We start from the raw sequence: 24,875 nt of genomic DNA on the forward strand, positions 1-24,875 counted from the left end.
GCCACATCGCGAAGGCGCGATTGTACTGATGTCTCGCACCCTCGTCCAGTGCTGCAGTGCAATTATTTTGCTTCGTCGTGATAGCCGGTCACGCGCTCGACTTCGTTCTTCGAACCGAGGAACACGGGCACGCGCTGGTGCAGGCCGGTCGGCTGAACTTCCATGATGCGCTGCGTGCCGGTCGTCGCGGCGCCGCCTGCCTGTTCGACGATGAACGACATCGGGTTCGCTTCGTACATCAGGCGCAGCTTGCCCGGACGATCGGGCGTGCGCTTGTCGGCCGGGTACATGAAGATGCCGCCGCGATTCAGGATCCGGTGCACGTCGGCCACCATCGACGCGATCCAGCGCATGTTGAAGTTGTCGCCGCGCGGGCCGTCCTTGCCGGCGTTCAGCTCGTCGACGTAGCGCTTGACCGGGTCGTACCAGTGGCGCGCGTTCGATGCGTTGATCGCGTATTCGCGCGTGTCGGCCGGGATCTGCATGTTGCTCTGCGTGAGCACCCACGAGCCGACTTCGCGGTCGAGCGTGAAGCAGTTCACGCCGTTGCCGGTCGTCAGCACGAACACCGTCTGCGGGCCGTAGACGGCGTAGCCGGCCGCGACCTGCTGCGTGCCGGGTTGCAGGAACGATTCCTCGGTCGCCTGCTTGCCGTCCGGGCAGCGCAGCACCGAGAAGATCGTGCCGATCGACACGTTCACGTCGATGTTCGACGAGCCGTCGAGCGGATCGAACACGAGCAGGTATTCGCCGCGCGGGTAGTTCGCCGGGATCGGGAAGAACGTTTCCATTTCTTCCGACGCCATCGCGGCGAGGTTGCCACCCCATTCGTTCGCGTCGAGCAGGATTTCGTTCGACAGGATGTCGAGCTTCTTCTGCACTTCGCCCTGGACGTTCTCGCTGCCGGCGGTGCCGAGCGCTTCGCCGAGCGCGCCCTTCGACACGTTGTAGCTGATCGCCTTGCACGCGCGGGCGACGACTTCGATCAGCAGGCGCAGGTCGGCGGGGAGGTTGTTGGTCTCACGTTGCTGTTCGATCAGGAACTTCGACAGCGTGGTGCGGCGGGCAATGGACATGACAGACTCCGAAAGGCCAAAGAATCCTTGAATGGCCGCAATTTTACCCGTCGCGCCTCCGGTGCCGCCGGCTTTTTTCGTCCGGTTACATGGCCGGGTGGCCGAAGCGGCGCGGTATCGGGCGGCGACGCCGGGCGGGGTGCGCCTCGCCGCGGTGGCCGCCCGAGCGGTCCGACCCCGCGAGCGCGTGCGGTTGCAGCCGTGCTCGTGCAATAAAAAAGCCGGCGCCGCGTGAGGCGGCACCGGCTCGATCGCGCGGACGCGACAGGTCGAACGCGCAAGTTACGCGAGCGCCTTCTCGACGATCTCGCGCACGTCACGCGATTTCGCGCCGGCCGCGACCTGTTCGAGCGCTTCGCGCATCCGGTCGCGCAGCGCCGGCGTGAAGCGGCGCCACAGTTCGAGCGAGCGCGCGAGGCGTGCGGCGACCTGCGGGTTGATCGCGTCGAGCGCGAGCACCTGTTCGGCCCAGAACGCGTAGCCCGAACCGTCCGCCGCGTGGAATTGCGCGGGATTGGCCGCGCAGAAGCTGAAGATCAGCGAGCGCGCGCGATTCGGATTCTTCAGATTGAACGCCGGGTGCGCGAGCAGCTTGCGCACCTTCGCGAGCGTCGGCTGCGCGGGCGTACCGCGTTGCGCCGCCTGCATCGCGAACCACTTGTCGATCACGAGCGCTTCCTTCTCGAAGCGGCGGTAGAAGTCGTCGAGCGCGTGCTCGGCCGGCCCGTTCGCGCCCGCGGCGGCCGCGGACAGCAGCGCGCCGAGCGCAGCCGCGCGATCGGTCATGTTGTTCGCCGCGTCGTACTGGGCCGTGGCGAGGCGTACCGCATCGGCCGGATCGTCGAGTTCGGCCAGATACGCGAGCGCGAGGTTCTTCAGCGCGCGGCGGCCCGACGCGTCCGGGGTCGGCTCGTAGGCGCCGGGCGTCTGGTGCTGCTCGTACGTAGCGAGCCAGTCGGCGCGCAGCGCGGTCGCGAGCTGGCGGCGCACGAACTGGCGCGCGCGATGCACGGCGGCCGGATCGGCCTCGGCCATCTGATCGGCGAGATAGGTTTCCGACGGCAGTGTCAGCGCGAGTTCGCGGAACGCCGGCGACAGGCTTTCATCGGTCAATACGCGGCGGAACGCGGCGACGAAGTTCTCGCCGAGCGTGAGCGGCGCGTTGGCGGCCGCCCGCGCGGCGAGCGTCAGCAGCGCGCGCGTCGCGAGGCGCTGGCCGGCCTCCCAGCGGTTGAACGGATCGCTGTCGTGCGCGAGCAGGAACGCGAGATCGTCGTCGCTGTAGTCGTACTCGACGATCACCGGCGACGAGAAGTTGCGCAGCAGCGACGGCAGCGGCGCTTCCGGCACGTCGACGAACGTGAAGGTCTGCTCGGTGTCGGTGAACTCCAGCACGCGCGTCGTGCCCGATGCGGCGGCTTCGCCGTCGAGACGCAGCGGCAGGTCACGGCCGTCGCGGCCGATCAGGCCGATCGCGAACGGGATCAGGAGCGGCCCCTGCTGCGTTTCGCGCGCGGCCGGCGACGCGTCGCCGTAGCCCTGCGCGAGCGTGACCGTATAGCGGCGTGCGGCCGCGTCGTACGCGGTGCGCACCGACACGCGCGGCGTGCCGGCCTGGCTGTACCAGCGCTCGAACTGCGCGAGGTCGCGCCCGTTCGCGTCGGCCATCGCGTGACGGAAGTCATCGCAGGTCACCGCGTGGCCGTCGTGGCGCTTGAAGTAAAGGTCCATCCCCTTGCGGAAGCCGTCGCGGCCGAACAGCGTCTGGTACATCCGCACGACTTCCGAGCCTTTCTCGTAGACCGTCATCGTGTAGAAGTTGTTGATCTCGACGTAGCTCTCCGGGCGCACCGGGTGCGCCATCGGGCCCGCGTCCTCCGCGAACTGCAGCTGGCGCAGCACGCGCACGTCCTCGATGCGCTTGACCGCGCGGGCCGCCGATTCGACCGCGTCGCCCGCGGCCATGTCGGCCGAGAACTCCTGGTCGCGGAACACCGTCAGGCCTTCCTTCAGGCTCAACTGGAACCAGTCGCGGCAGGTCACGCGGTTGCCGGTCCAGTTGTGGAAGTACTCGTGGCCGACCACCGACTCGATGTTCGCGAAATCGGTGTCGGTCGCGGTCTCGGGGTTCGCCAGCACGTACTTCGTGTTGAAGATGTTGAGCCCCTTGTTTTCCATCGCGCCCATGTTGAAGTCGCCGACCGCGACGATCATGAAGCGGTCGAGATCGAGCTCGAGGCCGAAGCGCTTTTCGTCCCAGCGGATCGAGTGGATCAGCGAATCCATCGCGTGACGCGTCTTGTCGAGATCGGCCGGTTCGACCCACACCTGCAGCAGCTTTTCCTTGCCGGAGCCGGTGGTGATCGTTTCCTCGATCGCGACGAGCTTGCCCGCGACCAGCGCGAACAGATAGCTCGGCTTGCGGAACGGGTCTTCCCATTTCGCGAAGTGGCGGCCGTCGGGCAGGTCGCCCGAATCGACGAGGTTGCCGTTCGACAGCAGCACCGGGTACGCGGCCTTGTCGGCACGCAACGTGACGACGTACGACGCCATCACGTCGGGGCGGTCGAGGAAGTAGGTGATGCGGCGAAAGCCTTCGGCTTCGCACTGCGTGAAGAAGTTGCCGCTCGACACGTAGAGGCCCGACAGCGTCGTATTCTGGTCGGGGGCGCACGCGCTTTCGAGCGTCAGCTCGAACGTGTCGGGTACGTTCTCGACGGTCAGCCCGTGCTCGTGCGCGCGCACCGCGCCGTGCGGTGCGCCATCCAGCCGCGCGCCGAGGAATTCGAGCGCCTCGCCCATCAGTTCCAGGTGCGGCGCGGGCGCGGCATCCGGATTGCGGCGCACGCGCATCGTATTCCTGACGATCGTGCGGGCCGGCGCGAGATCGAATTCGAGTGCGACGGAATCGATGAGGAAGGCCGGCGGCGTGTAGTCGGCGCGGCGGATCACGGTGGAGGAGGCGTTGTCGGACATGGTCGTCGAGATCGGTGGAGTGGGGGACGGGCCCGTCGCGCGGGCCAGGCGAACCGGGCCATTGTACAAAGGCTTGCGGCTGCGTGTCGGGCGAACTTTTTACCGCTTCCGCCAGTCCGCGTATTATCGGCATCCCGTTGTGGTTCGCGCGGTGCGACGAACGGGTGACGGATCGACGAGGATCAACATGAAACGCGATTGGATTTTTCGCGGTGCGGGCTGGGCGGCGGCGCTGTGCGTCGCGCTGCTGACCGGCTGCACCAGCTACGTGACCACCCAGGTCACGGCCTTCTCCGACTGGAGCGGCAGCGACGCGACGCGCACCTATGCGTTCACGCGCACGGACGCGCAGAAGAACAGCATCGAGCAGTCGACCTACGAGCCGATCGTCGCGAACGAGCTGTCCGCGTACGCGTTCCGGCAGGTGCCGCAGTCGCAGGCCCGCTATCTCGTCGGGCTGACCTATGCGGTCGGCAGCGATCTCGTGACGGTGCCGCAGCCGGTCTACTACGATCCGTGGTTCGCGCCCGGGCCGTACTGGCGGCGCGGGCCGTGGAATCCCTGGGGCCCGTGGGGGCCCTGGGGGCCGATGCCGGCCGGCTATGTCGCGCAGACGTACCAGGTGTTCGACTACATGCTCGGTATCCGCATCACCGAGCGCGCGACCGGCAAGGAGGTCTACAACGTGTCCGCGCGCACGACCGGCGACAACGGCACGCTGCTGTACGCGATGCCGTTCCTCGCGCGCAGCGCGCTCGCCGATTTCCCGTTGTCGAACGGCGCGGTCCGCTCGGTTCGGCTGCCGGTCGACAAGCGCGGCGGGCCGGCGGCGCCGGCCGCCAACGAGCGCGCGGTGCCGGCGGCGCCCGCCTCGGGCGCGGCCGTCGCGAAGTAAAGCGGCATCCACTCCGGCGCGGCCGCCCGGCCGCGCCAGCCACTTTCCTTTCCGTCAGACCCCGATACCCAGCAGCGCCAGCGCGCCGAGCACGACGAACAGCACGGCTGCGATCCCGTGCACGAGCTTCGTCGGCAGACGGTGCGCGAAGCGGTCGCCGAGCAGGATCGCCGGCACGTTCGCGAGCATCATCCCGAACGTCGTGCCGGCCACGACACCGATGTAGTCCTGGAAGCGCGCGGCCAGCGCGACGGTCGCGATCTGCGTCTTGTCGCCCATTTCCGCGAGGAAGAACGCGACGAGCGTCGCGCCGAACACGCCGAGCCGCGAGCGGGTCGCATTGGCTTCGTCCTCGTCGAGCTTGTCCGGTACGAGAATCCACAGCCCCATCGCGATGAACGAGAACGCGAGCGCCCAGCGCATGATCGACGGCGTGACGAGCGCGCCCAGCCATTCGCCGAGCGCGCCGGCGAAACCATGGTTGACGAGCGTCGCGACGAGCACGCCGAGAATGATCGGCACCGGCTTGCGATAGCGCGCGGCCAGCACGAGGGAAAGCAGTTGGGTCTTGTCGCCGATTTCAGCGAGGGCGACGGCGCCGGTGGAGATCAGGAAGGCTTGAGACACGAATGGGGTTCCGCGGGCCGTTGTTGTGCGTGCGAGCGACGATCCACCGCGCGCCGGGCCCTGATGCGGCGCGCAGTGAACCATCGGTCTCGCCAGGCCAACGTGGCTGCGTCCGCCATGGCCGAACGGCCAAGTCTGTTGACGGACGCCTCCGTCACGATGCACGCCGGGGGCGCGGGACATCGAGCGGAGCGGCTACTCCCCAATGAGCGGCGCATTCTAGCACGGCGCGTTGCGCGCCGGAAAGCAGCCGGGCCGCCGTGCGGCGCACTGAAGCGGCTTCGATTGCCGACATGCACGGCGGCGAAGCTGCCGCGCGTGTCGGAACGTGCCGGCCGCGGGTCGTTACGCGGCGGCCGGGCGGCGCGCGGCGCCGCGTTCGTGCACGAGTTCGCCGGCCGCGTAGGTGCGGTATACCGCGCGGTCGTCGCCGAGCAGCGCGAACGCGAACAGCAGTTCCTCGAGCGACTCCGCGCGCTTCGTACGGCGCGCGAGCAGCGGCGTCGCCTGCGGATCGAGCACGACGAAGTCGGCTTCGGTGCGCGGCTTGAGCGTGCCGACCGTGTCGGCGAGGTCGAGCGCCTGCGCGGCGCCGGCCGTCGCGAGCCAGAACATCCGCGTGGCGGTCAGGTGGTGGCCCGACAGCCGCGCGACCTTGTGCGCCTCGTTCATCGTCTGCAGCATCGAGAACGACGTGCCGCCGCCGACGTCGGTCGCGAGCGTGACGGGCACGTCGTGTTCGCCGGCCTTGTCGAAGTCGAACAGCCCGCTGCCGAGGAAGAAGTTCGACGTCGGGCAGTGCGCGACGACGGTGCGCGTCTCGGCCATCCGGCGGCGATCCTCGTCGTCGAGGTGGATGCAGTGACCGTACACCGCGCGCGGACGCAGCAGCCCGTAGCGGTCGTAGATGTCGAGATAGCTGCGATGGCCGGGGAACAGCTCGGCCACCCATTTCACCTCGTCGACGTTTTCCGCGACGTGGCTCTGCACGAACACGTCCGGATGGCGGCGCGCGAGTTCGCCGCACGCCTCGAGCTGCGCCTCGGTCGACGTCGGCGCGAAGCGCGGCGTGAGCGCGTACATCTGGCGGCCCTTGCCGTGCCAGCGGTCGATCAGCTCGGCGCTGTCGTCATAGCCCGACTGCGCGGTGTCGCGCAGGAATTCGGGGCAGTTGCGGTCCATCAGCACCTTGCCCGCGATCATCCGCAGGTCGCGCGCGTCGCTTGCGGCGAACAGCGCATCGGCCGATTGCTTGTGCACCGTGCAGTAGACGAGTGCGCTCGTCGTGCCGCACGCAAGCAGTTCGTCGACGAAGAAGTCGGCGACTTCACGCGCATGCTCGGGGTCGCCGAACTGGCGCTCGGTCGGGAACGTGTACTTGTCGAGCCACGGCAACAGGCCCGGCGCCGGCGACGCGATCATGTCCGTCTGCGGATAGTGGATGTGCGTGTCGATGAAGCCGGGCACGATCAGCTTGTCGCGCAGGTCGTGGACCACCGCATCGCGCGCGAGCGTCGCGGCGAGCGCCGCATACGGGCCGATCGCGACGACCTTGCCGTCGTCGACGATCAGGAGCCCGTCGGTCTCGTGGTTCGCGGCCTGGCTCGATTGCGCCGGGTCGCCGTTGAAGGTCAGCAGCTGGGAACGGAAAGCGGTTTGCGTCATGACGAATGGTCCTGCATCAAGGTAAGGCGAACAGAAGAAAGCGATCGGCGCAGCACGGCGGCGGGACGGTGCGTCGCGAGCGGCAGCGGCACGCGGCGTGCGGCGCGGCCGGCGGCGATGGCATGGGCGAACGTGGCGGCCGAAGCCGCCCGCAAGTGGTTGCCCGCGCACCTCGCGGCCGTTGCACCCGCATCCGGTGCGGCGGCGAACGGCACGGCCAGCCGCGACGGCCGGTGCGCACAAGCGTCGACACACGGCGCCGTCGCGCCGCATGCACGCAGCCCACCGGCCCGGGGCCAGGCCGAACCGGTGAGCGCGAAGCGGATGCCGTTGCCGTGTTTCATCTGTCTAGCGTTCCTCGATGCGGGCCGTCACGCCGCCTGCCAGTACGCGTCGAGGCGCGCGTACAGTGCGTCGCGCTGCGCCGGTTCGATGAACGACGCCTCGAAGCCGTTGCGGATCACCGCATGGACTTCGGCATCCGTGAGTTGCAGCCCTTCGGCCGTCGCGAAGTAGTTTTCATTGACGTAGCCGCCGAAATAGGCCGGATCGTCGGAGTTGATCGTCACCGCGACGCCGCGGTCGAGCAGCGCCTTCAGCGTGTGCTTCGCCATGTCGTCGAACACGCACAGCTTCAGGTTCGACAGCGGGCAGACGGTGAGCGCCGTGCGCGATCGGGCGAGGCGTTCGACGAGCGCGGCATCCTCGATGCTGCGCACGCCGTGGTCGATCCGGTCGACCTTCAGCACGTCGAGCGCTTCGTAGATGTAGGCGGGCGGGCCTTCCTCGCCCGCATGCGCGACGAGCTTCAGCCCGAGTGCGCGGGCCTTCTCGAACACGCGCGCGAACTTCGTCGGCGGATGGCCGAGCTCGGACGAATCGAGGCCCACGCCGATCAGGCGATGACGATAGCGTTCGAACAGCGGCAACGCGGATTCGAACGTCGCGAGCGCGTCCTCTTCCGACAGGTGGCGCAGGAAGCACAGGATCAGCTTGCTCGACAGCCCGCGTCGTTCGGCATCGGCGAGCGCGCGCTCGATGCCCGCGACGACCGTCTCGATCGGCACGCCGCGCTCGGTGTGCGTCTGCGGGTCGAAGAACAGTTCGGTGTGGACGACGTTGTCGGCGAGCGCGCGTTCGCAGTACGCGGCCGTCATGTCGTAGAAATCCTGCTCGGTGAGCAGCACGCTCGCGCCGGCGTAGTAGATGTCGAGGAACGATTGCAGGTCGGTGAACGCATACGCGGCGCGCAGCGCATCGATCGAGTCGTAAGCGAGCTTCACGCCGTTGCGCTGCGCGAGCGCGAAGATCAGTTCGGGCTCGAGCGAGCCTTCGATGTGGATGTGCAGCTCCGCTTTCGGCGCGCGGGCAATCTTGTCCTTGAATGTCGGGGTCATGGCGTCGTTCTTGGTCGGTCAGTAGGTAGGGGAAGCCTGCGCGGACGCATTCGCCTCGACGGCCTGCAGCAACTGCGCGGCCACCGAGATCGCAATCACTTCGGGCGCCTTGTCGATGATGCCTTCGACACCGATCGGGCAGCGCATCCGCGCGACCTGGGCCGGGTCGATGCCGATCGCGGCGAGCCGGTGATCGAACTGCACGCGCTTCGTGTGCGAGCCGGTCATCCCGAAGTACGCATAGTCGCCGCGTCGCAGGATGCGCTCGGCCAGCACGAAATCGAGTGCATGGTCGTGCGTCATCACGACGAAGTAGGACTGCGGCGGCGCGGCGTCGACCGCGTCCGCCGGGGACGCAGCCGCGTCGATCACGAGGTTGCCGATATCCGCGAGCGCGTCGGCCGGCGGGAACACCGCATCGGGCCCGTCGATCCAGCGCACCTGGCACGGCAGCGTCGCCAGCACCTTCACGAGCGCGGTGCCGATGTGCCCGGCGCCGAACAGCACGACGGGGAACGCATACGGCGCGATCGTCTCGGTCATCAGCGATACGCCGCCGGTTTCCCACAGCAGGCAGTCGGCACGCGCGGCTTCCGATTCGGGCTCGCTCAACAGCGGCGCGCCCGGCGAGGGGCCGAATGATACGCTACGCACGGTCGCGGCGCCGGCCGCGACGCGCTTCGCGAGCGACATGATCCAGCCGAGATCGCCGACGTCGAGCCGCTCGAACGCGAGCACCACGGCGCCGCCGCAGCACTGGCCGAGACTCGGGCCGAGCGCGAGCCGCTCGAGCCGGCGGGCGTGCGGCACGTGCGCGCCGTCCTTCAGCAGGTGCCGCGCGATCTCGATCGCCTTCCATTCCAGATGACCGCCGCCGATCGTATGGCGGGCCGTGTCGCGCGTGACGAGCATCTTGGTGCCGGCTTCGCGCGGCGCGGAGCCGTCGGTGTGCGCGACCGTCACGAGCACGGCCGCTTCGCCGTGCGCGAGCAGTTGCTGCAGATCGCCGAGCCAGGCTTCCATCAGCACGCTCCGTTCGGGACGACGCGGCACGACACGCGGCGCGGGCTGGCGGGCGCGGCGGCAACGAGGACGGACGGGAGCGGGGCCGGCCGGCTGCAGGGCCGATGCCGTGCGGTGGCCGCGGACTGACGGCGTGCGCGTACGGCGCCGCCGGACGCGCGGACGCCATGAGGGTGACGGATGCGGATGGTTTGCGTTGTCATGATGAATCCAGTCGACATTGCGGATCGGGCGCGCGTTACGCAGGGAGCGGTGAGACCGCCTGGCCTCGCGCACGTAGATCGCCATCCAGTCCCGAAGATAGCACCGCCACGCGGCCGGAACATGGCCGGGCGGTGATCCGGGCTATCAGGAGGCGATCATGTCGATCATAGGCCCGCCGCGCGGGATCGGGGGACGATGCATGCACATCGGGCCGAAACGCATGCGTGGCGGGGCGGGGGCGCGGCAATCGCGCGACACGCGTTCGCCCGGAAATCCAGGCGACGGCGGGGTAGGTGTTTACGCGCGGCGGCCGGGCAGGGCCGCCGGAGGCGTCGGCTGCAGCCGGGTGACGACTTGCCGGCGGCGCGCGGCCCGTTCGGCGGGGCCGCGCAGGCCATGGGCCAAAACGCGGCCGGCCGGTCAGCCCGCGAGCTTGCGGCGATGGCGCCAGAGGCTCGCGACGACCGCGACCAGGATCACGGCGAAGCCGATCAGCGCCCAGCCGGGCAGCAGGATGCCGAAGATCGGCGGGTAGACGGTCTCGCACAGCCCGGCGACCTTGAACATGCCGGGGAACCACTGCGCGGGCGGCAGGCTGTCGACGATCGGCTGCAGCGTGTCGAAGCCGCAGCTGAAGCCCGGATTCATCTGGATCGACAGGTGCCGTGCGGCCGTGCCGACACCGCCGGCCGCGGCGATCGCGATCAGCAGCTCGAGTACCCAGACGCCGCGCCAGTTGCGGATCCCGGCAGCCAGGAACGCGAAGATCCCGATCGCGCAGAAGAAGTAGCGCTGGATGATGCACAGCGGGCACGGGTCTTCGTTCTTCACGTACTGCAGGTACAGCGCGCCGGCCAGCAGGGCGATGCACACCCATCCGAGCAGCATCAGCAGGCGGCGTTCGCGGCGTAGTGCAAGCGTGTAGTCGTTCATGTCGGCGGGGTTCCTCGTCGGTCGGTCCGGAAAACAATCGCGCGATTTTAGCGCGAACGGTCTGGCACGAAACTGACAGCGCGCGTGCGGCACCCTGCCGCACCGCGCTCGGTCCGCCGACGATCGGCGGGCGCGGTCAGCGGATCGTGTTCAGCACGGCCTCGACCGACTGGCCGATCGCGAGCAGCGCGTCGTCGCGATGCGGCGCCGCCGCGAGCATCAGGCCGACCGGCGCTGCGTCGCGCGGATGGCACGGCAGCGACAGCCCGCACGCATCGAGGAAGTTGAACGCGCTCGGGTTGCGCAGGATCAGCGCGTTGGTGCGCGTGAACGCGTCGTCGTCCGTTTCGAGTTCGGCGATGCGCGGCGGCACGACCGGCACCGTCGGCGCGACGAGCGCGTCGAAGCGCGCCCAGACCGTGTGCGCGGCTTCGTCGAGCATCGCGGCGCGCGCGGCGAGCAGGTCGAGATAGTCGGCGGCGCTCGCGGGTTCGCCCTTCAGGATCCGCGTCAGCACGCGCGGGTCGTACTGGTCGCGATGCGTGGCGAGCAGCGGACGATGCCACGCGTACGCCTCGATCGGCGAGAAGCCGAAACGGTTGATCTCCGGCAGCCGGTCGAGCGCGGGGAAGCGCACTTCGGTGACGATCGCGCCGGCGGCTTCCAGATGCTTGAGCGCGGTGTCGAGCGCGGCCGCGACGTCGGCATCGACGCCGTCCGTCACGTAGTTCGTCAGCACGCCGAGCCGTACGCCTTCGAGCGGCCGGGCGGCCGGCACGTGCGGCTCGAGCCCCGCCAGCATCCGGTCGACGAGCGCGCAGCACGCGACCGTGAGGCCGATCGGGCCGAACGAGTCGAGCGTCGTCGACAGCGGCACGCCGCCTTGCGTCGGAATCCGGCTCGCGGTCGGCTTGAAGCCCGTGAGCCCGCACAGCGCGGCCGGGATGCGGATCGAGCCGCCGGTGTCGGTGCCGAGCGCGACGGCGGCCATCCCGTCGGCGACCGACGCGGCCGCCCCCGACGACGAGCCGCCCGAAATCCGCGCGTCGCCCGGCACGTCGCGGTGGTACGGCGAGCGCGGATTGCCGAAGTGCGGATTCAGCCCGAGCCCCGAGAACGCGAATTCGCTCATGTTGGTGCGGCCGACCAGCACCGCGCCCGCGCGCTTGAGCCGCGCGACGGCGACCGCATCGGTGCGCGCGGCCGGTGCGCCGTCGAGCACGCGCGAGCCCGCGCGCGTCACCTGGCCCGCGACGTCGAACAGGTCCTTGACCGATACCGGAATGCCCGCGAGCGGCGACAGCACGGTGCCCGCGGCGCGCAGCCGGTCGTGCGCGTCGGCGGCCGCGCGGGCGTTGTCGGCATCGACTTCGGTGAAGACGACCGCGCCCTGGCCCGCCGGATCGGCGATCCGGTCGAGCGCGGTGTCGACGAGCGCGCGGCTCGTGGTCCGGCCGGCGGCGAGGTCGGCGGCGAGCTGGGCGAGCGGGGGGAACGGCGTGAAAGTGGTCATGGCGGCTCAGGGGCGAAGATGTTGGACAAGCGTGAAGCGGAACGAATCGATGTGGCTTTCGACGGCTGCGCGCGCACCGGCGGCGTCGCGGGCGGACAGCCGGTCGAACAGCGCGCGGTGCTCGTGCTGGACGTCGGCGAGATGGTGCGGTTCGGACAGCGTGACGAACCAGAAGCGCAGCGAGCGCTCGTGCAGCGCGCGCAGGATGTCGGCGAGCACCGCATTGCGCGCGGCCGCGGCGATCGTCTGGTGAAACGCGCGGTCGAGCTCCATCATGCCTTCGACGTCGTGCGTGTCGACGCAGGCCTGCCCGTCGTCGAGCAGCGCGGCCAGGTGCGCGAGATCGTCGGGTGTCGCATGGCGCGCGGCGAGTTCGGCGCAGTGCGCTTCGTTGATGCGCCGCACGTCGATCACCGCGACGATGTCGTCGAGCGACAGCGGCTGCACCATCAGGCCCTTGCGCGGCATCACGGACAGCAGCCCTTCGAGCACGAGCCGATGCACGGCCTGGTGCACCGGCGTGCGGCCGATCCCGGTGCGTGCGACGAGGTCGGCTTCGTTGAGCGCGGCGCCCGGCTTCAGGCGCATCGTGATGATGTCCCGCTGGATCAGCGCGTACGCGCGCTCGGCAAGGCTGGCCGGCGATGCGGCGGGGCGGTCGCGTGCGACGTCGGTCAGCGTACTCATGCGGGCGGCGGCAGCGGGGCCGGAGGGGGCGCGATCATGACGCGGAGGCTCGGAAAGCGTGGACGATCTCTGGATATTATTGTGATATATCACGGATGTCCACTGGGGAAGATATCGGGAAAGCCGGTGCCGGCGCGTGAGCGGAGCCGCCCCGCGGCACGACTTGCCACCGACTTGCAACAATATCGACAGGATGTTGCAGGTTTGCCGCGCGATCGTGCACTGAAGCATAATGAATCTTCGTCAATCCATACGCGCGAGCGACGTACCAGACCATCGTCATGAGCGAAACCACGCCTTCCCCGGCCGGTCTGCCCGGCACCTCTTCCGCTTCTTCCGATTCCCCCCGCCCCGATCCGGCGAAAACGCCCGATGCGCCGGCCACGCAGGCCGCCGCGCACAACGTCGCCGACGACGGCGCGTCGCCCGTCACGGCCGCGTCCGAGCCGGGCGCGCCCGGTGCGGCAGGCGCCGTAGGCGATGGCGCTGCCGCAGCCGCGCCGCCGAAGCCCGGCGCGCCGCCGCCCGGATTCGGCGCGCAGCCCGATTTCGACACGCCGCGGCCGCCGCCCGCGAACGCGCAGAATGCGCCGCCGGCCTACCTGAAGCAGAGCGACACGCCGTGGTCGGTGTTCGGCCGGATCGTCGCGGCGCGCGCGCGGCGGCTGTTCGACCGCGCCGGCCAGCGCATCACGCAGCGCACGCTGCGCATCGGCGTGTCGGCGCGGATCTTCCATCCGGAGCCGGGCGCGAAGGGGCTGCGCGGCAAGACGCTGCAGTATCTCGAGGAATCGATCGCTCACTGGGTGATGTCGCGCGACGTGCTCGTGTTCATGATTCCGACCGTCGGCCATCAAGGCATGATCCATCCGAGCAACATCCGCCTGCGCGATTACGCGAAGCATCTCGACGGCCTGCTGCTGCAAGGCGGCGCCGACGTGTCGCCGCAGACCTACGCGGCGTCGGATGCGCGTCCCGAATGGCCCGGCGATCGCGTGCGCGACATGTACGAGCTCGAGCTGCTGCACGAATTCGTCGAGTCCGGCAAACCCGTGCTCGGCGTGTGTCGCGGCTGCCAGCTGATCAACGTCGCGTTCGGCGGCTCGTTGTACCAGGACATCGCCACCGACGTGCCGACCGCGAATGCGCACGTGAGCGAGCATTACGACCAGCATCGTCACGCGATCCGCTTCCCCGACTCGTCGACGCTCGCGAGTATGTTCCCGGGGCGCAGCGAAGCGATCGTCAACTCGATTCACCACCAGGCGATTCGCGATCTCGGCCGCGATCTGAACATCGAGGCCGTATCGGCCGGCGATGGAATCATCGAAGGCATTCGCCATCGGCGCTCGCCGTTCGTCGTCGGCGTGCAGTGGCATCCGGAGTTCCATCGCGCGGGCGGCTCGGAACTGCTCGACTGCACGCCGCTGCTCGATGCGTTCCTGCGCGCGGCGCGTGAAACGCGTCTGTAGCACGCCGCATTTTCCGTGTTGCACGAAGGCCGGCCGCATCCCGATAAATTCGAGATGGGGCCGTTTCGTTTTGAACGATAATCGCGAGTTCCGATTCGTTCGCCGGAGTCTGACGTTGGTTTTCCGAAACTTTTCCCCTGCACGATGCGCAACGTGGATCGTTGCGCTGGTTGCCTGCGCGCAAGCGGGCGCGGCCTGGTCCGCCGACGCGAGCGCACCTGTTGCCGGCACGCGTCCGGCGGTCACGAGCCTGAGCGGCGGCGCGTCATCGGCGGCATCGGGCGCGGTCGCGACGGACGCCGCCGCACAAGGCAACGTCGCCGAGCTGACGCAGATGCTGCACGACGGCCGGATCGTCGAGATGCGCACCACGTACAACGGCAGCTACGGCGCGAGCCTGATGTTCGATCCGCGCGAGATGACGTATTACGTCGCGCTGTTCCAGGACAAGAACCTGTGGCGCGTGATCCGTTCGCAGGAAAAGAATCGCGCGGAGACGGTGTACGCGAACTTCGTGCAGCAGACCGCGCAGCTCGCCGATATCGAGATCCGCCAGACCGAGCTGCAGGCGCAGAAGGCATTTCTCGAGCGCGTGATCGCGCTGCAGGCGAATCGTGCGCAACAGTTGCAGGCCGATCTGAGCGTCGCGCGCAGCCAGCAGGCCGAAGTCGCGCAGCGGCAGAAGTCGGCGCAGGAGCAGGCGCAGGCGCTGCAGGTCGAGAAGCGGGCTGCGCAGTTGCAGTTGCGCGATCTGCAGGAGCAGGTGCGGCAACTCGAGAGACAGACCGAGACAGGGCTGCCCGCGCACAAGTAACGGTTCGTCGAACGGACGGAGCGAGACGAGCGAAAACCCGGCGAAGCGATCTTCGCCGGGTTTTTTATTGCGCGGGCGTCAGTGCGTGAACGCGTCCGGCGTGTCGGTCACGCGGCGGTGCGACAGTTGCGACGTCCAGTCGAAACCGGCCGCGCTCGGGTGTGCCGGGCGGGCCGGCTGCGTGGCGCGCAGCGCGTTCGCCATTGCGATCAACGTGGCCGGATCGTCGAGCGAGCCGCGTGCATCGCGCGTGTTGGCGATGCGCGGCGGTGGAGCGAGTCGATCGCGTGTGCCGGTGCCGGCCGCGTCGCGCGGGATCGGCGGATGCGCAGCGAGCCGCGGCACGACCGGTGTGCGGGTCGGTGACTTCGTCGTGCGCAGGCCGGTTGCTCGACGTGGTGAAGCAGGCGTGACGTGCCGCACGTCGGCCGTTGCTTGCGGGTGAAGCGTTGCCGGTCGAAGCGCGACGCGGTGCCTGGCTGGCGGCGATTCGACCGTGTGCGCGACGGGCGTCGCCATCTTGTGCTGCGGCATGACGCGCGTCGATGTATCCGGCTGTGCCGAGGCGACACGTATCGAGCCGGTCGATGTCGTGACGTGATCGGACGTACGGCCGGTCGCTTGAATCGCATGCACGGGCCCGAAACCCGCAGGCGGGTCGTACGTGCCGATCAGCCAGCCGATGATGCCGAGCGCGCCGATGCTCCAGCAGACCGCGTACATCGCGCGCCGGTCGCGAGGGCGGCGCGCGGGATGGCGCAACCACCGGGCAGGGGCCGCAGCCGGCGCGACAGCCCGCCCGCCCGAAGCCGGCAGCGTGGCCGCCGGTAGCGGTTGCCACCGGCATGCGCGGTGCGGCGAGCCGACATCGACGCAGGACGTCGTCAGGGTCGCGAGGCCGTGCTTGCCGGGCCGTGCGCCGGGTGCGCCGAGAAACCGCCATTCGCGGCCGAACGGCGGGACGTGATCGAGCGGATTGACGCGCGGGCGGGCGAGCGCGCCTTCGATCGGAACGAGGGGCGATGGGGTCATGAAAGGGGTACACCGTGCGATACGGGCAACCGTGCCGGCGCGCCGCGGAAATGTCGTTGCAAATCGTGACATTGTGGTCAGCCGGCGAAGGCAGGTCGATCAGATCAATCTGATTCTTGTGCCCGTTTGAGGGCGACTGGTACGAGGTGGGTGCCGCGACAGCCGGGACGGGCGCGCCACAAGGCAAATGTCGGCCTGGCGTGGCATGATTCGCGAATCATGCCGGCGGCGCGTCGTTACGCGCCGTGCCGTCGGCGGGCAGCGATGCCCGTGCGCGCGGGTCAACCCGGCGCGTCGCGCATCGCCGGATTCATGCGGCGCGGTATTCGCGCCATCCGAGCTGAGCGAGAAAACATGTCCACAGCGTCCCCTGCCATTGCGCAGGAATCGAAAGTCCGCACCGTCTTCCGGGTGGTCAGCGGCAATTTCCTGGAAATGTACGACTTCATGGTCTACGGGTATTACGCGTCGGCCATCGCGAAAACGTACTTTCCGAGCGGCAACGCCTTCGCATCGCTGATGCTGTCGCTGTCGGTATTCGGCGCGGGCTTCCTGATGCGGCCGGTCGGCGCGATCGTGCTCGGCGCGTACATCGACCATCACGGCCGCCGCAAGGGGCTGATCCTGACGCTCGGGCTGATGGCGATCGGCACGCTCACGGTGGCCGCGATACCGGGCTATGCGACGATCGGCGTGCTCGCGCCGGTGCTCGTGCTGCTCGGCCGGCTGTTGCAGGGCTTTTCGGCGGGCGTCGAGCTCGGCGGCGTGTCGGTCTACCTGTCGGAAATCGCGACGAAGGGGCACAAGGGGTTCTATACGTCGTGGCAGTCGGGCAGCCAGCAGGTGGCCGTCGTGTTCGCCGCGTTCGTCGGTGTCGTGCTGAACCGCGCGCTGCCGGTCGAGGAAATGACCGCGTGGGGCTGGCGCATTCCGTTCCTGATCGGCTGCCTGATCGTGCCGTTCCTGTTCCTGATCCGCCGGTCGCTGAAGGAGACCGACGAATTCCTGGCGAAGCGTCACCGTCCGACGATGGGCGAGATCATGCGCTCGATGCTCGACAACTGGGGCGTCGTGGTGGCCGGCATGGGGATGGTGATCATGACGACGGTGTCGTTCTACATGATTACCGCCTATACGCCGACCTTCGGCAAGGAAGTGCTGCACCTGTCGTCGCTCGATGCGCTGATCGTGACCGTCTGCGTCGGGATCTCGAACCTCGTGTGGCTGCCGCTGTCCGGTGCGTTGTCCGACCGCATCGGCCGCCGCCCGGTGCTGATCGCGTTCACCGTGCTGACGCTGCTGTCGGCTTACCCGGCCGTGCTGTGGCTCGTCGGCGATCCGTCGTTCCTGCGGCTGCTCGCGGTCGAGCTGTGGCTGTCGTTCCTGTACGCGTCGTACAACGGGGCGATGGTCGTCGCGTTGACCGAAGTGATGCCGGCCGACGTGCGTACGGCCGGCTTTTCGCTCGCGTACAGCCTGGCCACGACGATCGGCGGCTTCACACCGGCGATCTCGACGCTGCTGATCCACCAGACGGGCAACAAGGCGGCGCCGGGGCTGTGGTTGAGCGTGGCCGCGATCTGCGGCTTGATCGCGACGCTCGTGCTGTACCGCACGGCCGACGCGCGCAACCAGTACAAGTCGGTCTGACGGCGGCAGGGCTAGCGCGCGGCGTCGGCCGCGCATCACATCGAAACAGGGAGCGCGATGCGCTCCCTGTTTCGTTTGCGGTCATGCTTCGCGCAGCAGGTCGGCCACCGCGGCCGCCACGTCGCGCCACGCGCCCGGTGCAGGCTGGCGCGCGATCCTGGCCCGCGGATACCACGGGCAGTCGTCGCCGGTGAACCAGCGCCAGTCGGCTGCGAACGGCAACATGACCCACAGTGGCTTGCCGAGCGCGCCCGCGAGGTGCGCGACCGCCGTGTCGATCGTGACGACGCCGTCGAGGCGCTCGATCAGCGCGGCCGTATCGGCAAAGTCGTTCAGCCGGCCGTCGAGACGATGTACGCGCGGATGCGCGTCGACGCGCGCCCGTTCGTCGTCGTCGAGCGCGGGCTGCAGCACGATCCAGTCGATGTCCGGCAGCGCGAGCAGCGGCGCGAGCGCGTCGAACGGCATCGAGCGGTTTTCCTGCGCCTGGCGGCGTCCCGACCAGGCCAGGCCGAACTTGCGCTTCGACTGTCCGCCGAGCGAGCCGCGAAAGCGCCGGCGGGCGCCGTCGGGGGCGTCGAGGTAGCGCGAGCCGGCGATGTCGTCCGGCTGAAGCCCGAGCAGGAACGGCAGGCTCATCAGCGTGCAGGCGACGTCCGCGGCAGGCGGCTTCGCGGCGCCCTGCGCGACGAGCGTCACGCGCCAGCGCGACGCGGCCGGCGCCAGCAGCGCGACGAGCTCCGGCTGGACTTCGAGGACGACGCGCGCGCAGCGTGCGCGGACCAGCGGCACGAAGCGGACGAACTGCAGTGTGTCGCCGAACCCCTGTTCCGCGCGGATCAGCAGCGTGCGCGACGCAATCGGCTCGCCCTGCCAGCGCGGCAGCGTGCCGAGCGGCGTCGCGCCGGGCGTCTCGTGGCGCGCTTCGTAGGCGGGCAGGCCGCGCGTGAAGTCGCGCAGCGTCAGCAGCGTGACCGCGCGGTGCAGCCGCGCGAGCGTGAGATCGGGCGCGACGCGCAGCGCCTGGTCGTATGCGCGCAGCGCCATCTCGTGCGCGCAGAGCGCGTGATGCGCGTTGCCGAGATTCAGCCACGCGAGCCCGAACGACGGATCGAGCCCGACGGCGCGTTCGTAGTAGGGCAGCGCGTCGCGGTGGCGCGCCTGCGCGCAGAGCGCATTCGCAAGCCCGAACAGCGCGAGCGGAAACGGCGGATGCAGCGCGAGCGCGGCTTCGAATGCCGCGGCCGCCTCGGCATGCCGGCCGACCGCATCGAACGTATTGCCGAGATTGAAATGCGCGGCGACGAACCGCGGCTGCGCGGCGATCGCGGCCTGGAAGTGTGCGATCGCATCGTCGGCGCGCCCCATCGCGTTCAGCGCCATCGCGAGGTTGTTGTGCGCGCCCGCGTGCCCGGGCCGGAGCTCGAGCGCGCGACCGAACGCGGCGAGCGCGTCGTCGTGGCGGCCGAGCGCGTTCAGCGCGTTGCCGAGATTGTTGTGGATCGACGCGTCGTCGGGCGTGAGCCGCAGCGCGCGGCGGAAGGCGTCGATCGCATCGTCGTGGCGCTGCAGCGCCGCATACGCGTTGCCGAGGTTGTAGTGCGCGAGCGGAAATTCGGGCGCGAGCGTCAGCGCGTTGCGAAAGCGGTCGATCGCTTCGTCGAGCCGGCCGAGGGCTTTCAGCGCGTTGCCGAGATTGAGCTGCAGCGCCGCATCGTCCGGACGCAGCGCGACGGCGCGGCCGACGAGATCGGCCGCCTCGGCGTGTTGGCCCTGCTGGTGCCGCAGCACGCCGAACAGGTGCAGCGCGTCGGCGTCGGCGGGGTTGGAGGCGAGCGCGTTGCGATAGCCGTGCTCGGCCTCGGCGAGGCGGCCCGCACGGTGTGCGGCGTACGCCTGGTCGAATGCGGAATCCATGACGCGAAAACTGGCGGAAAGCGCGTATTTTCCCACACCGCGCGGCGGGGCCGCGGATCGGCCGGTCGGCATATGGCCCCGTCACGCGGAGCGGCGTAGACTTGCATGATCGCGTGTCATCGAGGTCCTCATGGCTGACACACTGTCCGATATCCCGCCCGTGCTGATCGTCGGCGCGGGACCGACCGGCCTTGCCGCGGCGATGAGCCTCGCGCGGGCCCACGTGCCGGTGCGCATCATCGATCGTCTCGTCGCGCCCGCGCCGTTTTCGCGTGCGATCGGCATCCAGGCGCGCACGCTCGAACTGCTGGAGCAGCATCGCGCGGTCGAGCCGTTTCTCGCGCTCGGTCATCGCGCGCATGCGGCCGAGCTGCATGCCGACGGCCGCGTGATCGCGCGGCTCGATTTCGATCCGCTTCAAACGCGCTATCCATATCTGATGTTCCTCGACCAGAGCATCACCGAGCGGCTACTCGCCGAGCATCTGGCCGGGATGGGCGTGAGCGTCGAGCGCGGTACGACGCTGACCGCCTGCGACGCGGGCGGCACGTCGCTCGACGTGACGCTTCGCCGCGCCGACGGCCGCGACGAGTCGTTCACGCCGTCGTACCTGATTGCGGCCGACGGCGCGCACAGCACGGTCAGGCATCTGCTCGGCCTGGGCTTTGCCGGGCATGCGTTCGAACAGACGTTCCTGCTTGCCGATTTCGCGGCGATACCCGACTGGCCGGACGAAGAGATCCGCCTGTTTACGACATCCGCGGGCATCGCGGGCCTGTTTCCGATGGGGGGCGGTCGTTACCGGCTCGTCGCGGACCGGCCGCCCGGCAGCGATGCGTCGCCTGACGCGCCGGCGCCGTCGCTCGACGAATGCGACGCGATCATCCGCGCGCGCGTCGGCGCATCGATCGCGCCGAGCGATCTTGCATGGTCGTCCTATTTCCACCTGCACAGCCGGATGGTCGACCGGCTGCGTCACGGCCGCGTGTTCTTCGCGGGCGACGCCGCGCACGTCCACAGCCCGGCCGGCGCGCAGGGCATGAACACCGGCATCCAGGAGGCGTTCAACCTGGGCTGGAAGCTCGCCCGCGTCCTCCGTGCAGGCGCGCCCGAGCGATTGCTCGACACGTATCACGCGGAGCGCCACCCGATCGAGCGCGACGTGTTGCGGCAGACCGGTTTCGTCACGCAGGTCGTCGGAGCCGAGCGCGGCGCGATGAAGCTGCTGCGCGATCATGTCGTGCCGCTGCTGGCGTCGTTCGGGCCGATGCGCGACGCGGTCAGGCGCACGGTCAGCGAGCTCGGCGTGCAGTACCGGAAGAGTCCGCTCACGCTCGAGCGCGTGCTCGACGGCGGCCCGCGCGCCGGCGAACGCGCGCCCGATGCACTCGTGCACGTGCTCGACGGGCCGCTCGGTCGCGCGCCCGGCACGGCGCGGCTGTACGATCTTCACGATCCGGCGAGCTTCACGCTGTTGCTGCTGGAAGAGCCGGTGAATACCGACGCCGGCGAGGTACGGCCGATCTCGGCCGACGCGCAGGTGCTCGTGCAGGGGCTCGAACGGATCATGCCGGAAGCGGTGCGCGTGTGGCGTGTCGCCGATGCCGAAGGCGACGGGGCGGCGGGGCTCGCGCAGGAATACGGCCGCTCGCGGCCGTCGTTCTATCTGCTGCGGCCCGACGGCTATGTCGCCGCGCGCGGGCGTACGGCAACCGACGCGAACGCGTTGCTGCGCCACTGCGAAAGCTGGTTCGCGGGCATGTCGGTGTCCGCGTAGCCGCGCTCAGGCCGGCGCCGCCGCGGGGACGAGCGCCGCGCGATGCGCGGCGATCGCGTCGCGCACGATCGGCGCCGCGCGTTGCCCGGCTTCGCTCGACGGATCGTCGAGCGCGGCGAGGAATGCGCGACGCATCCGCGGCTCCCAGAAGCGCCGGATATGCTCGGCGATCCCGGTCAGCGCTTCGTCGCGATCGGGCATCGATTCGAAGAATGCGCCGATCTGGTTGGCCATGTCGATCAGGTGGTCGTTGTCCATGGTTGCCTCACTTGCCTGTCGTCACGGCGGCCGGCGCGGCGGCGCGGCGCTCGAGCAGGTCGAGCTGCTCCGTGTTGAAGCGCGCATACGAGCGCTGCCAGTCGGACGGTTGCGCAACCGGCATCACCTGCACGGCCGTCACCTTGTATTCGGGGCAGTTCGTGGCCCAGTCGGAACTGTCCGTCGTGATCACGTTCGCCCCCGATTCAGGGAAGTGGAACGTCGTGTACACGACGCCCGGCTGCATGCGGTCGGACACCCGCGCGCGCAACACGGTCTGACCGGCACGCGACTCGATGCCGACCCAGTCGCCGGTCCGGATCCCGCGATCTTCCGCGTCGTGCGGATGGATCTCGAGGCGATCCTCTTCATGCCACTGAACGTTCTCGGTCCGGCGCGTCTGCGCGCCGACGTTGTATTGCGACAGGATGCGGCCCGTCGTCAGGATCAGCGGATAGCGCTGCGTGACCTTCTCCGGCGTCGGAATGAACTTGGTGATCACGAACCGGCCCTTGCCGCGCACGAACGTGTCGATGTGCATGGTCGGCGTGCCGTCCGGCGCCTGTTCGTTGCACGGCCATTGAATGCTGCCGAGCGCGTCGAGCTTCTCGTACGACACGCCCGAGAAGGTCGGCGTGAGCCGCGCGATCTCGTCCATGATTTCCGACGGATGCGTGTAGTGCATGTCGTAGCCGAGCGCCTGCGACAGCAGCAGCGTGACTTCCCAGTCCGCGTAGCCCGCGAGCGGCGGCATCACCTTGCGCACGCGCGAGATCCGGCGTTCCGCGTTCGTGAACGTGCCGTCCTTCTCGAGGAACGTCGAGCCCGGCAGCAGCACGTGCGCGTATTTCGCGGTTTCGTTCAGGAAGATGTCCTGCACGACGATGCATTCCATCGCGGACAGTGCGGCCGCGACGTGCTGCGTGTTCGGGTCCGACTGGACGATGTCCTCGCCCTGGCAGTAGAGCCCCTTGAAGCTGCCGTCGAGCGCCGCGTCGAACATGTTCGGGATGCGCAGCCCCGGCTCCGGCTGCAGCGTGGCCGACCACGCCTGCTCGAACTGCGTGCGCACGACCGTGTCACCGATGTGCCGGTAGCCGGGCAATTCGTGCGGGAACGAGCCCATGTCGCACGAACCCTGCACGTTGTTCTGGCCGCGCAGCGGATTGACGCCGACGCCTTCGCGGCCGACGTTGCCGGTCGCCATCGCGAGGTTGGCGATGCCCATCACCGTCGTCGAGCCCTGCGCGTGTTCGGTGACGCCCAGCCCGTAGTAGATCGCGGCGTTGCCGCCCGTTGCATAGAGGCGCGCGGCCTCGCGCACTAACTCGGCCGGCACGCCCGTCACGTCGGCGGTCGCCTCGGGCGAATTGTCGGCCTGCGCGACGAAGTCGCGCCATTGCTCGAACGCGCGCGTCTCGCACCGCTCGGCGACGAATGCGTCGGCCACCAGCCCTTCGGTGACGATCACATGCGCCAGCGCATTGACGATCGCGACGTTGGTGCCCGGACGCAACTGCAGGTGGTGCGTGGCCTTCACGTGCGGACCGTCGACGACGTCGATGCGGCGCGGGTCGATCACGATCAGCTTCGCGCCTTCGCGTACGCGCCGTTTCAGTCGCGAGCCGAATACCGGATGGCCGTCGGTCGGGTTCGCGCCCATCACGACGATCACGTCGGCCTGGCCGACCGATGCGAACGTCTGCGTGCCGGCCGATTCACCGAGCGTCGTCTTGAGGCCATAGCCGGTCGGCGAGTGGCACACGCGTGCGCAGGTATCGACGTTGTTGTTGCCGAACGCGGCGCGCACGAGCTTCTGCACGAGATAGGTTTCCTCGTTCGTGCAGCGCGACGACGTGATGCCGCCGATCGAATCGCGGCCGTATTTCTGCTGCAGCTTGCGGAATTGCGTCGCCGCGTAGGTGAGGGCTTCTTCCCAGCTCACTTCGCGCCACGGGTCGGTGATCTTCTCGCGGATCATCGGCTTCGTGATGCGGTCCTTGTGCGTCGCATAGCCCCACGCGAAACGTCCCTTCACGCAGGCGTGGCCTTCGTTCGCGAGACCGTTCTTGTGCGGCGTCATGCGCACGACCTGCGTACCCTTCATCTCGGCCTTGAACGAGCAGCCGACGCCGCAGTACGCGCAGGTCGTGACGACCGAGTGTTCGGCCTGGCCGAGCTGCACGACGGATTTTTCCTGCAGCGTGGCCGTCGGGCAGGCGGCGACGCACGCGCCGCACGACACGCATTCCGATGCCATGAACGATTCGCTTTCGCCGGCGGCGACGCGCGATTCGAAGCCGCGCGCGGCGATCGTCAGCGCGAACGTGCCCTGCGTTTCCTCGCACGCGCGCACGCAGCGGTTGCAGACGATGCACTTCGACGGATCGTACGTGAAGTACGGATTCGATTCGTCCTTCGTGTCCTTCAGGTGATTCGCGCCATCGAAGCCGTAGCGCACTTCGCGCAGCCCGACCACGCCGGCCATGTCCTGCAGCTCGCAATCGCCGTTGGCGGGGCAGGTGAGGCAGTCGAGCGGATGGTCGGAGATGTACAGCTCCATCACGTTGCGGCGCAGCGACTGCAGCCGGTCCGACTGCGTGCGCACCTTCATGCCGGCCTCGGCGGGCGTCGTGCACGACGCCGGATAGCCGCGCCGGCCTTCGATCTCGACGAGGCACAGCCGGCACGAGCCGAACGGTTCGAGCGAATCGGTCGCGCAGAGCTTCGGGACGTTGACGCCGGCTTCGATCGCCGCGCGCATCACCGACGTGCCGGCCGGCACCGTGACCGGCTGGCCGTCGATTTCGAGCGTGACGTCGGTGTCGGCATGCCGTTGCGGCGTGCCGTAGTCGGTTTCGTCGAATGGGTCGAATGCGCGTGCCTGCGCAGCGCTCTTGCACGCGCATTGGCCCGAGCCGCAGCCGCCTTGGCGGACGTTGTTCGTGTCGAGGGACAT

19 protein-coding genes and 1 riboswitch are annotated in these 24,875 nt (G+C 69.1%); of the genes, 5 read left to right on the forward strand and 14 right to left on the reverse strand.

The window, feature by feature from the left end; translation table 11 throughout:
* Positions 1 to 62 precede the first annotated feature (62 nt).
* The gene (locus tag KU887_RS05070) at positions 63 to 1,076 is read right to left on the reverse strand and encodes a class 1 fructose-bisphosphatase (RefSeq protein ID WP_006485729.1); all 1,014 of its coding nucleotides are present in this window, start codon (positions 1,074 to 1,076) and stop codon (positions 63 to 65) included.
* 282 nt (positions 1,077 to 1,358) lie between these two features.
* On the reverse strand, positions 1,359 to 4,052 hold the full coding sequence (gene pepN / locus KU887_RS05075) for an aminopeptidase N (protein WP_111441519.1): 2,694 nt from the start codon (positions 4,050 to 4,052) through the stop codon (positions 1,359 to 1,361).
* A gap of 187 nt (positions 4,053 to 4,239) precedes the next feature.
* On the opposite strand from pepN, the gene KU887_RS05080 reads away from it, so the two are divergent.
* Entirely contained in the window at positions 4,240 to 4,947 is a 708-nt protein-coding gene (locus KU887_RS05080; RefSeq protein ID WP_012492880.1) for a DUF4136 domain-containing protein, read from the forward strand.
* Between the two features lie 54 nt (positions 4,948 to 5,001).
* Here KU887_RS05080 and KU887_RS05085 read toward each other — a convergent pair whose 3' ends face one another.
* The 8 genes from KU887_RS05085 to KU887_RS05120 all read right to left on the reverse strand — a co-directional run bounded on the left by KU887_RS05085 (position 5,002) and on the right by KU887_RS05120 (position 12,996).
* Complete coding sequence (locus KU887_RS05085) at positions 5,002 to 5,574, reverse strand: TMEM165/GDT1 family protein (RefSeq protein ID WP_006482044.1); 573 nt, start codon at positions 5,572 to 5,574, stop codon at positions 5,002 to 5,004.
* A gap of 78 nt (positions 5,575 to 5,652) precedes the next feature.
* A riboswitch (yybP-ykoY riboswitch) is annotated at positions 5,653 to 5,793 on the reverse strand.
* A 126-nt stretch (positions 5,794 to 5,919) separates the two neighbouring features.
* On the reverse strand, positions 5,920 to 7,239 hold the full coding sequence (gene guaD / locus KU887_RS05090; protein WP_062884693.1) for a guanine deaminase: 1,320 nt from the start codon (positions 7,237 to 7,239) through the stop codon (positions 5,920 to 5,922).
* Entirely contained in the window at positions 7,236 to 7,583 is a 348-nt protein-coding gene (locus tag KU887_RS05095; protein WP_069352412.1) for a hypothetical protein, read from the reverse strand. Before KU887_RS05095 ends, guaD begins: the two co-directional genes overlap by 4 nt.
* A gap of 27 nt (positions 7,584 to 7,610) precedes the next feature.
* Entirely contained in the window at positions 7,611 to 8,636 is a 1,026-nt protein-coding gene (locus tag KU887_RS05100; protein WP_006482041.1) for an adenosine deaminase, read from the reverse strand.
* 18 nt (positions 8,637 to 8,654) lie between these two features.
* Positions 8,655 to 9,659: a xanthine dehydrogenase accessory protein XdhC gene (gene xdhC / locus KU887_RS05105; protein ID WP_077190905.1), complete on the reverse strand. Its 1,005-nt coding sequence runs from the start codon at positions 9,657 to 9,659 to the stop codon at positions 8,655 to 8,657.
* A gap of 624 nt (positions 9,660 to 10,283) precedes the next feature.
* Positions 10,284 to 10,796, reverse strand: a complete 513-nt coding sequence (locus KU887_RS05110) for a disulfide bond formation protein B (protein WP_006489750.1) — start codon at positions 10,794 to 10,796, stop codon at positions 10,284 to 10,286.
* A gap of 136 nt (positions 10,797 to 10,932) precedes the next feature.
* Complete coding sequence (locus KU887_RS05115) at positions 10,933 to 12,309, reverse strand: amidase (RefSeq protein ID WP_077056107.1); 1,377 nt, start codon at positions 12,307 to 12,309, stop codon at positions 10,933 to 10,935.
* A 6-nt stretch (positions 12,310 to 12,315) separates the two neighbouring features.
* Entirely contained in the window at positions 12,316 to 12,996 is a 681-nt protein-coding gene (locus KU887_RS05120) for a GntR family transcriptional regulator (RefSeq protein ID WP_258254955.1), read from the reverse strand.
* Between the two features lie 281 nt (positions 12,997 to 13,277).
* On the opposite strand from KU887_RS05120, the gene KU887_RS05125 reads away from it, so the two are divergent.
* Both KU887_RS05125 and KU887_RS05130 read left to right on the forward strand, forming a co-directional pair.
* Positions 13,278 to 14,468 (forward strand): gamma-glutamyl-gamma-aminobutyrate hydrolase, encoded by a 1,191-nt coding sequence (locus tag KU887_RS05125; RefSeq protein WP_006496556.1) that lies wholly within the window; start codon positions 13,278 to 13,280, stop codon positions 14,466 to 14,468.
* Positions 14,469 to 14,583: 115 nt separating this feature from the next.
* Positions 14,584 to 15,282 (forward strand): DUF2968 domain-containing protein, encoded by a 699-nt coding sequence (locus KU887_RS05130; protein WP_077190904.1) that lies wholly within the window; start codon positions 14,584 to 14,586, stop codon positions 15,280 to 15,282.
* 78 nt (positions 15,283 to 15,360) lie between these two features.
* Here KU887_RS05130 and KU887_RS05135 read toward each other — a convergent pair whose 3' ends face one another.
* Positions 15,361 to 16,314 carry a hypothetical protein gene (locus KU887_RS05135; RefSeq protein WP_258254956.1) on the reverse strand — a complete coding sequence of 318 codons (954 nt, stop codon included), beginning with the start codon at positions 16,312 to 16,314 and terminating at the stop codon, positions 15,361 to 15,363.
* A gap of 354 nt (positions 16,315 to 16,668) precedes the next feature.
* Between KU887_RS05135 and KU887_RS05140 the strand changes: the two genes are divergently transcribed.
* The gene (locus tag KU887_RS05140) at positions 16,669 to 17,964 is read left to right on the forward strand and encodes an MFS transporter (protein ID WP_006496552.1); all 1,296 of its coding nucleotides are present in this window, start codon (positions 16,669 to 16,671) and stop codon (positions 17,962 to 17,964) included.
* Between the two features lie 81 nt (positions 17,965 to 18,045).
* Here the strand turns inward: KU887_RS05140 and KU887_RS05145 are convergent, their stop codons facing one another.
* Positions 18,046 to 19,953 (reverse strand): tetratricopeptide repeat protein, encoded by a 1,908-nt coding sequence (locus tag KU887_RS05145; protein ID WP_043205431.1) that lies wholly within the window; start codon positions 19,951 to 19,953, stop codon positions 18,046 to 18,048.
* A 58-nt stretch (positions 19,954 to 20,011) separates the two neighbouring features.
* Here KU887_RS05145 and KU887_RS05150 point away from each other — a divergent pair, with 58 nt between their 5' ends.
* Positions 20,012 to 21,658 carry an FAD-dependent monooxygenase gene (locus tag KU887_RS05150; RefSeq protein ID WP_006496550.1) on the forward strand — a complete coding sequence of 549 codons (1,647 nt, stop codon included), beginning with the start codon at positions 20,012 to 20,014 and terminating at the stop codon, positions 21,656 to 21,658.
* 6 nt (positions 21,659 to 21,664) lie between these two features.
* On the opposite strand, the gene KU887_RS05155 is transcribed toward KU887_RS05150, so the two are convergent.
* Positions 21,665 to 21,916 (reverse strand): formate dehydrogenase subunit delta, encoded by a 252-nt coding sequence (locus KU887_RS05155; protein WP_006486928.1) that lies wholly within the window; start codon positions 21,914 to 21,916, stop codon positions 21,665 to 21,667.
* A 7-nt stretch (positions 21,917 to 21,923) separates the two neighbouring features.
* A complete protein-coding gene (gene fdhF / locus KU887_RS05160) occupies positions 21,924 to 24,875 on the reverse strand; it encodes a formate dehydrogenase subunit alpha (protein WP_124550252.1) in 2,952 nt (983 codons plus the stop codon).

Origin of the sequence: Burkholderia sp. EMB26, from assembly GCF_024730645.1 — a bacterium.
GTDB classification, from domain to species: Bacteria; Pseudomonadota; Gammaproteobacteria; order Burkholderiales; family Burkholderiaceae; genus Burkholderia; species Burkholderia cenocepacia.

What these genes read in the sequence shown, in the direction of transcription:
- KU887_RS05100 (WP_006482041.1), bottom strand. Translation starts at nt 8,636, where the DNA reads ATGACCCCGACATTCAAGGACAAGATTGCCCGCGCGCCGAAAGCGGAG.
- KU887_RS05145 (WP_043205431.1), bottom strand. Translation starts at nt 19,953, where the DNA reads ATGCCGACCGGCCGATCCGCGGCCCCGCCGCGCGGTGTGGGAAAATAC.
- KU887_RS05125 (WP_006496556.1), top strand. Translation starts at nt 13,278, where the DNA reads ATGAGCGAAACCACGCCTTCCCCGGCCGGTCTGCCCGGCACCTCTTCC.
- KU887_RS05115 (WP_077056107.1), bottom strand. Translation starts at nt 12,309, where the DNA reads ATGACCACTTTCACGCCGTTCCCCCCGCTCGCCCAGCTCGCCGCCGAC.
- KU887_RS05110 (WP_006489750.1), bottom strand. Translation starts at nt 10,796, where the DNA reads ATGAACGACTACACGCTTGCACTACGCCGCGAACGCCGCCTGCTGATG.
- KU887_RS05155 (WP_006486928.1), bottom strand. Translation starts at nt 21,916, where the DNA reads ATGGACAACGACCACCTGATCGACATGGCCAACCAGATCGGCGCATTC.
- xdhC (WP_077190905.1), bottom strand. Translation starts at nt 9,659, where the DNA reads ATGGAAGCCTGGCTCGGCGATCTGCAGCAACTGCTCGCGCACGGCGAA.
- KU887_RS05150 (WP_006496550.1), top strand. Translation starts at nt 20,012, where the DNA reads ATGGCTGACACACTGTCCGATATCCCGCCCGTGCTGATCGTCGGCGCG.
- KU887_RS05140 (WP_006496552.1), top strand. Translation starts at nt 16,669, where the DNA reads ATGTCCACAGCGTCCCCTGCCATTGCGCAGGAATCGAAAGTCCGCACC.
- KU887_RS05095 (WP_069352412.1), bottom strand. Translation starts at nt 7,583, where the DNA reads ATGAAACACGGCAACGGCATCCGCTTCGCGCTCACCGGTTCGGCCTGG.
- KU887_RS05120 (WP_258254955.1), bottom strand. Translation starts at nt 12,996, where the DNA reads ATGAGTACGCTGACCGACGTCGCACGCGACCGCCCCGCCGCATCGCCG.
- pepN (WP_111441519.1), bottom strand. Translation starts at nt 4,052, where the DNA reads ATGTCCGACAACGCCTCCTCCACCGTGATCCGCCGCGCCGACTACACG.
- guaD (WP_062884693.1), bottom strand. Translation starts at nt 7,239, where the DNA reads ATGACGCAAACCGCTTTCCGTTCCCAGCTGCTGACCTTCAACGGCGAC.
- KU887_RS05135 (WP_258254956.1), bottom strand. Translation starts at nt 16,314, where the DNA reads ATGACCCCATCGCCCCTCGTTCCGATCGAAGGCGCGCTCGCCCGCCCG.
- KU887_RS05080 (WP_012492880.1), top strand. Translation starts at nt 4,240, where the DNA reads ATGAAACGCGATTGGATTTTTCGCGGTGCGGGCTGGGCGGCGGCGCTG.
- fdhF (WP_124550252.1), bottom strand. Translation starts at nt 24,875, where the DNA reads ATGTCCCTCGACACGAACAACGTCCGCCAAGGCGGCTGCGGCTCGGGC.
- KU887_RS05070 (WP_006485729.1), bottom strand. Translation starts at nt 1,076, where the DNA reads ATGTCCATTGCCCGCCGCACCACGCTGTCGAAGTTCCTGATCGAACAG.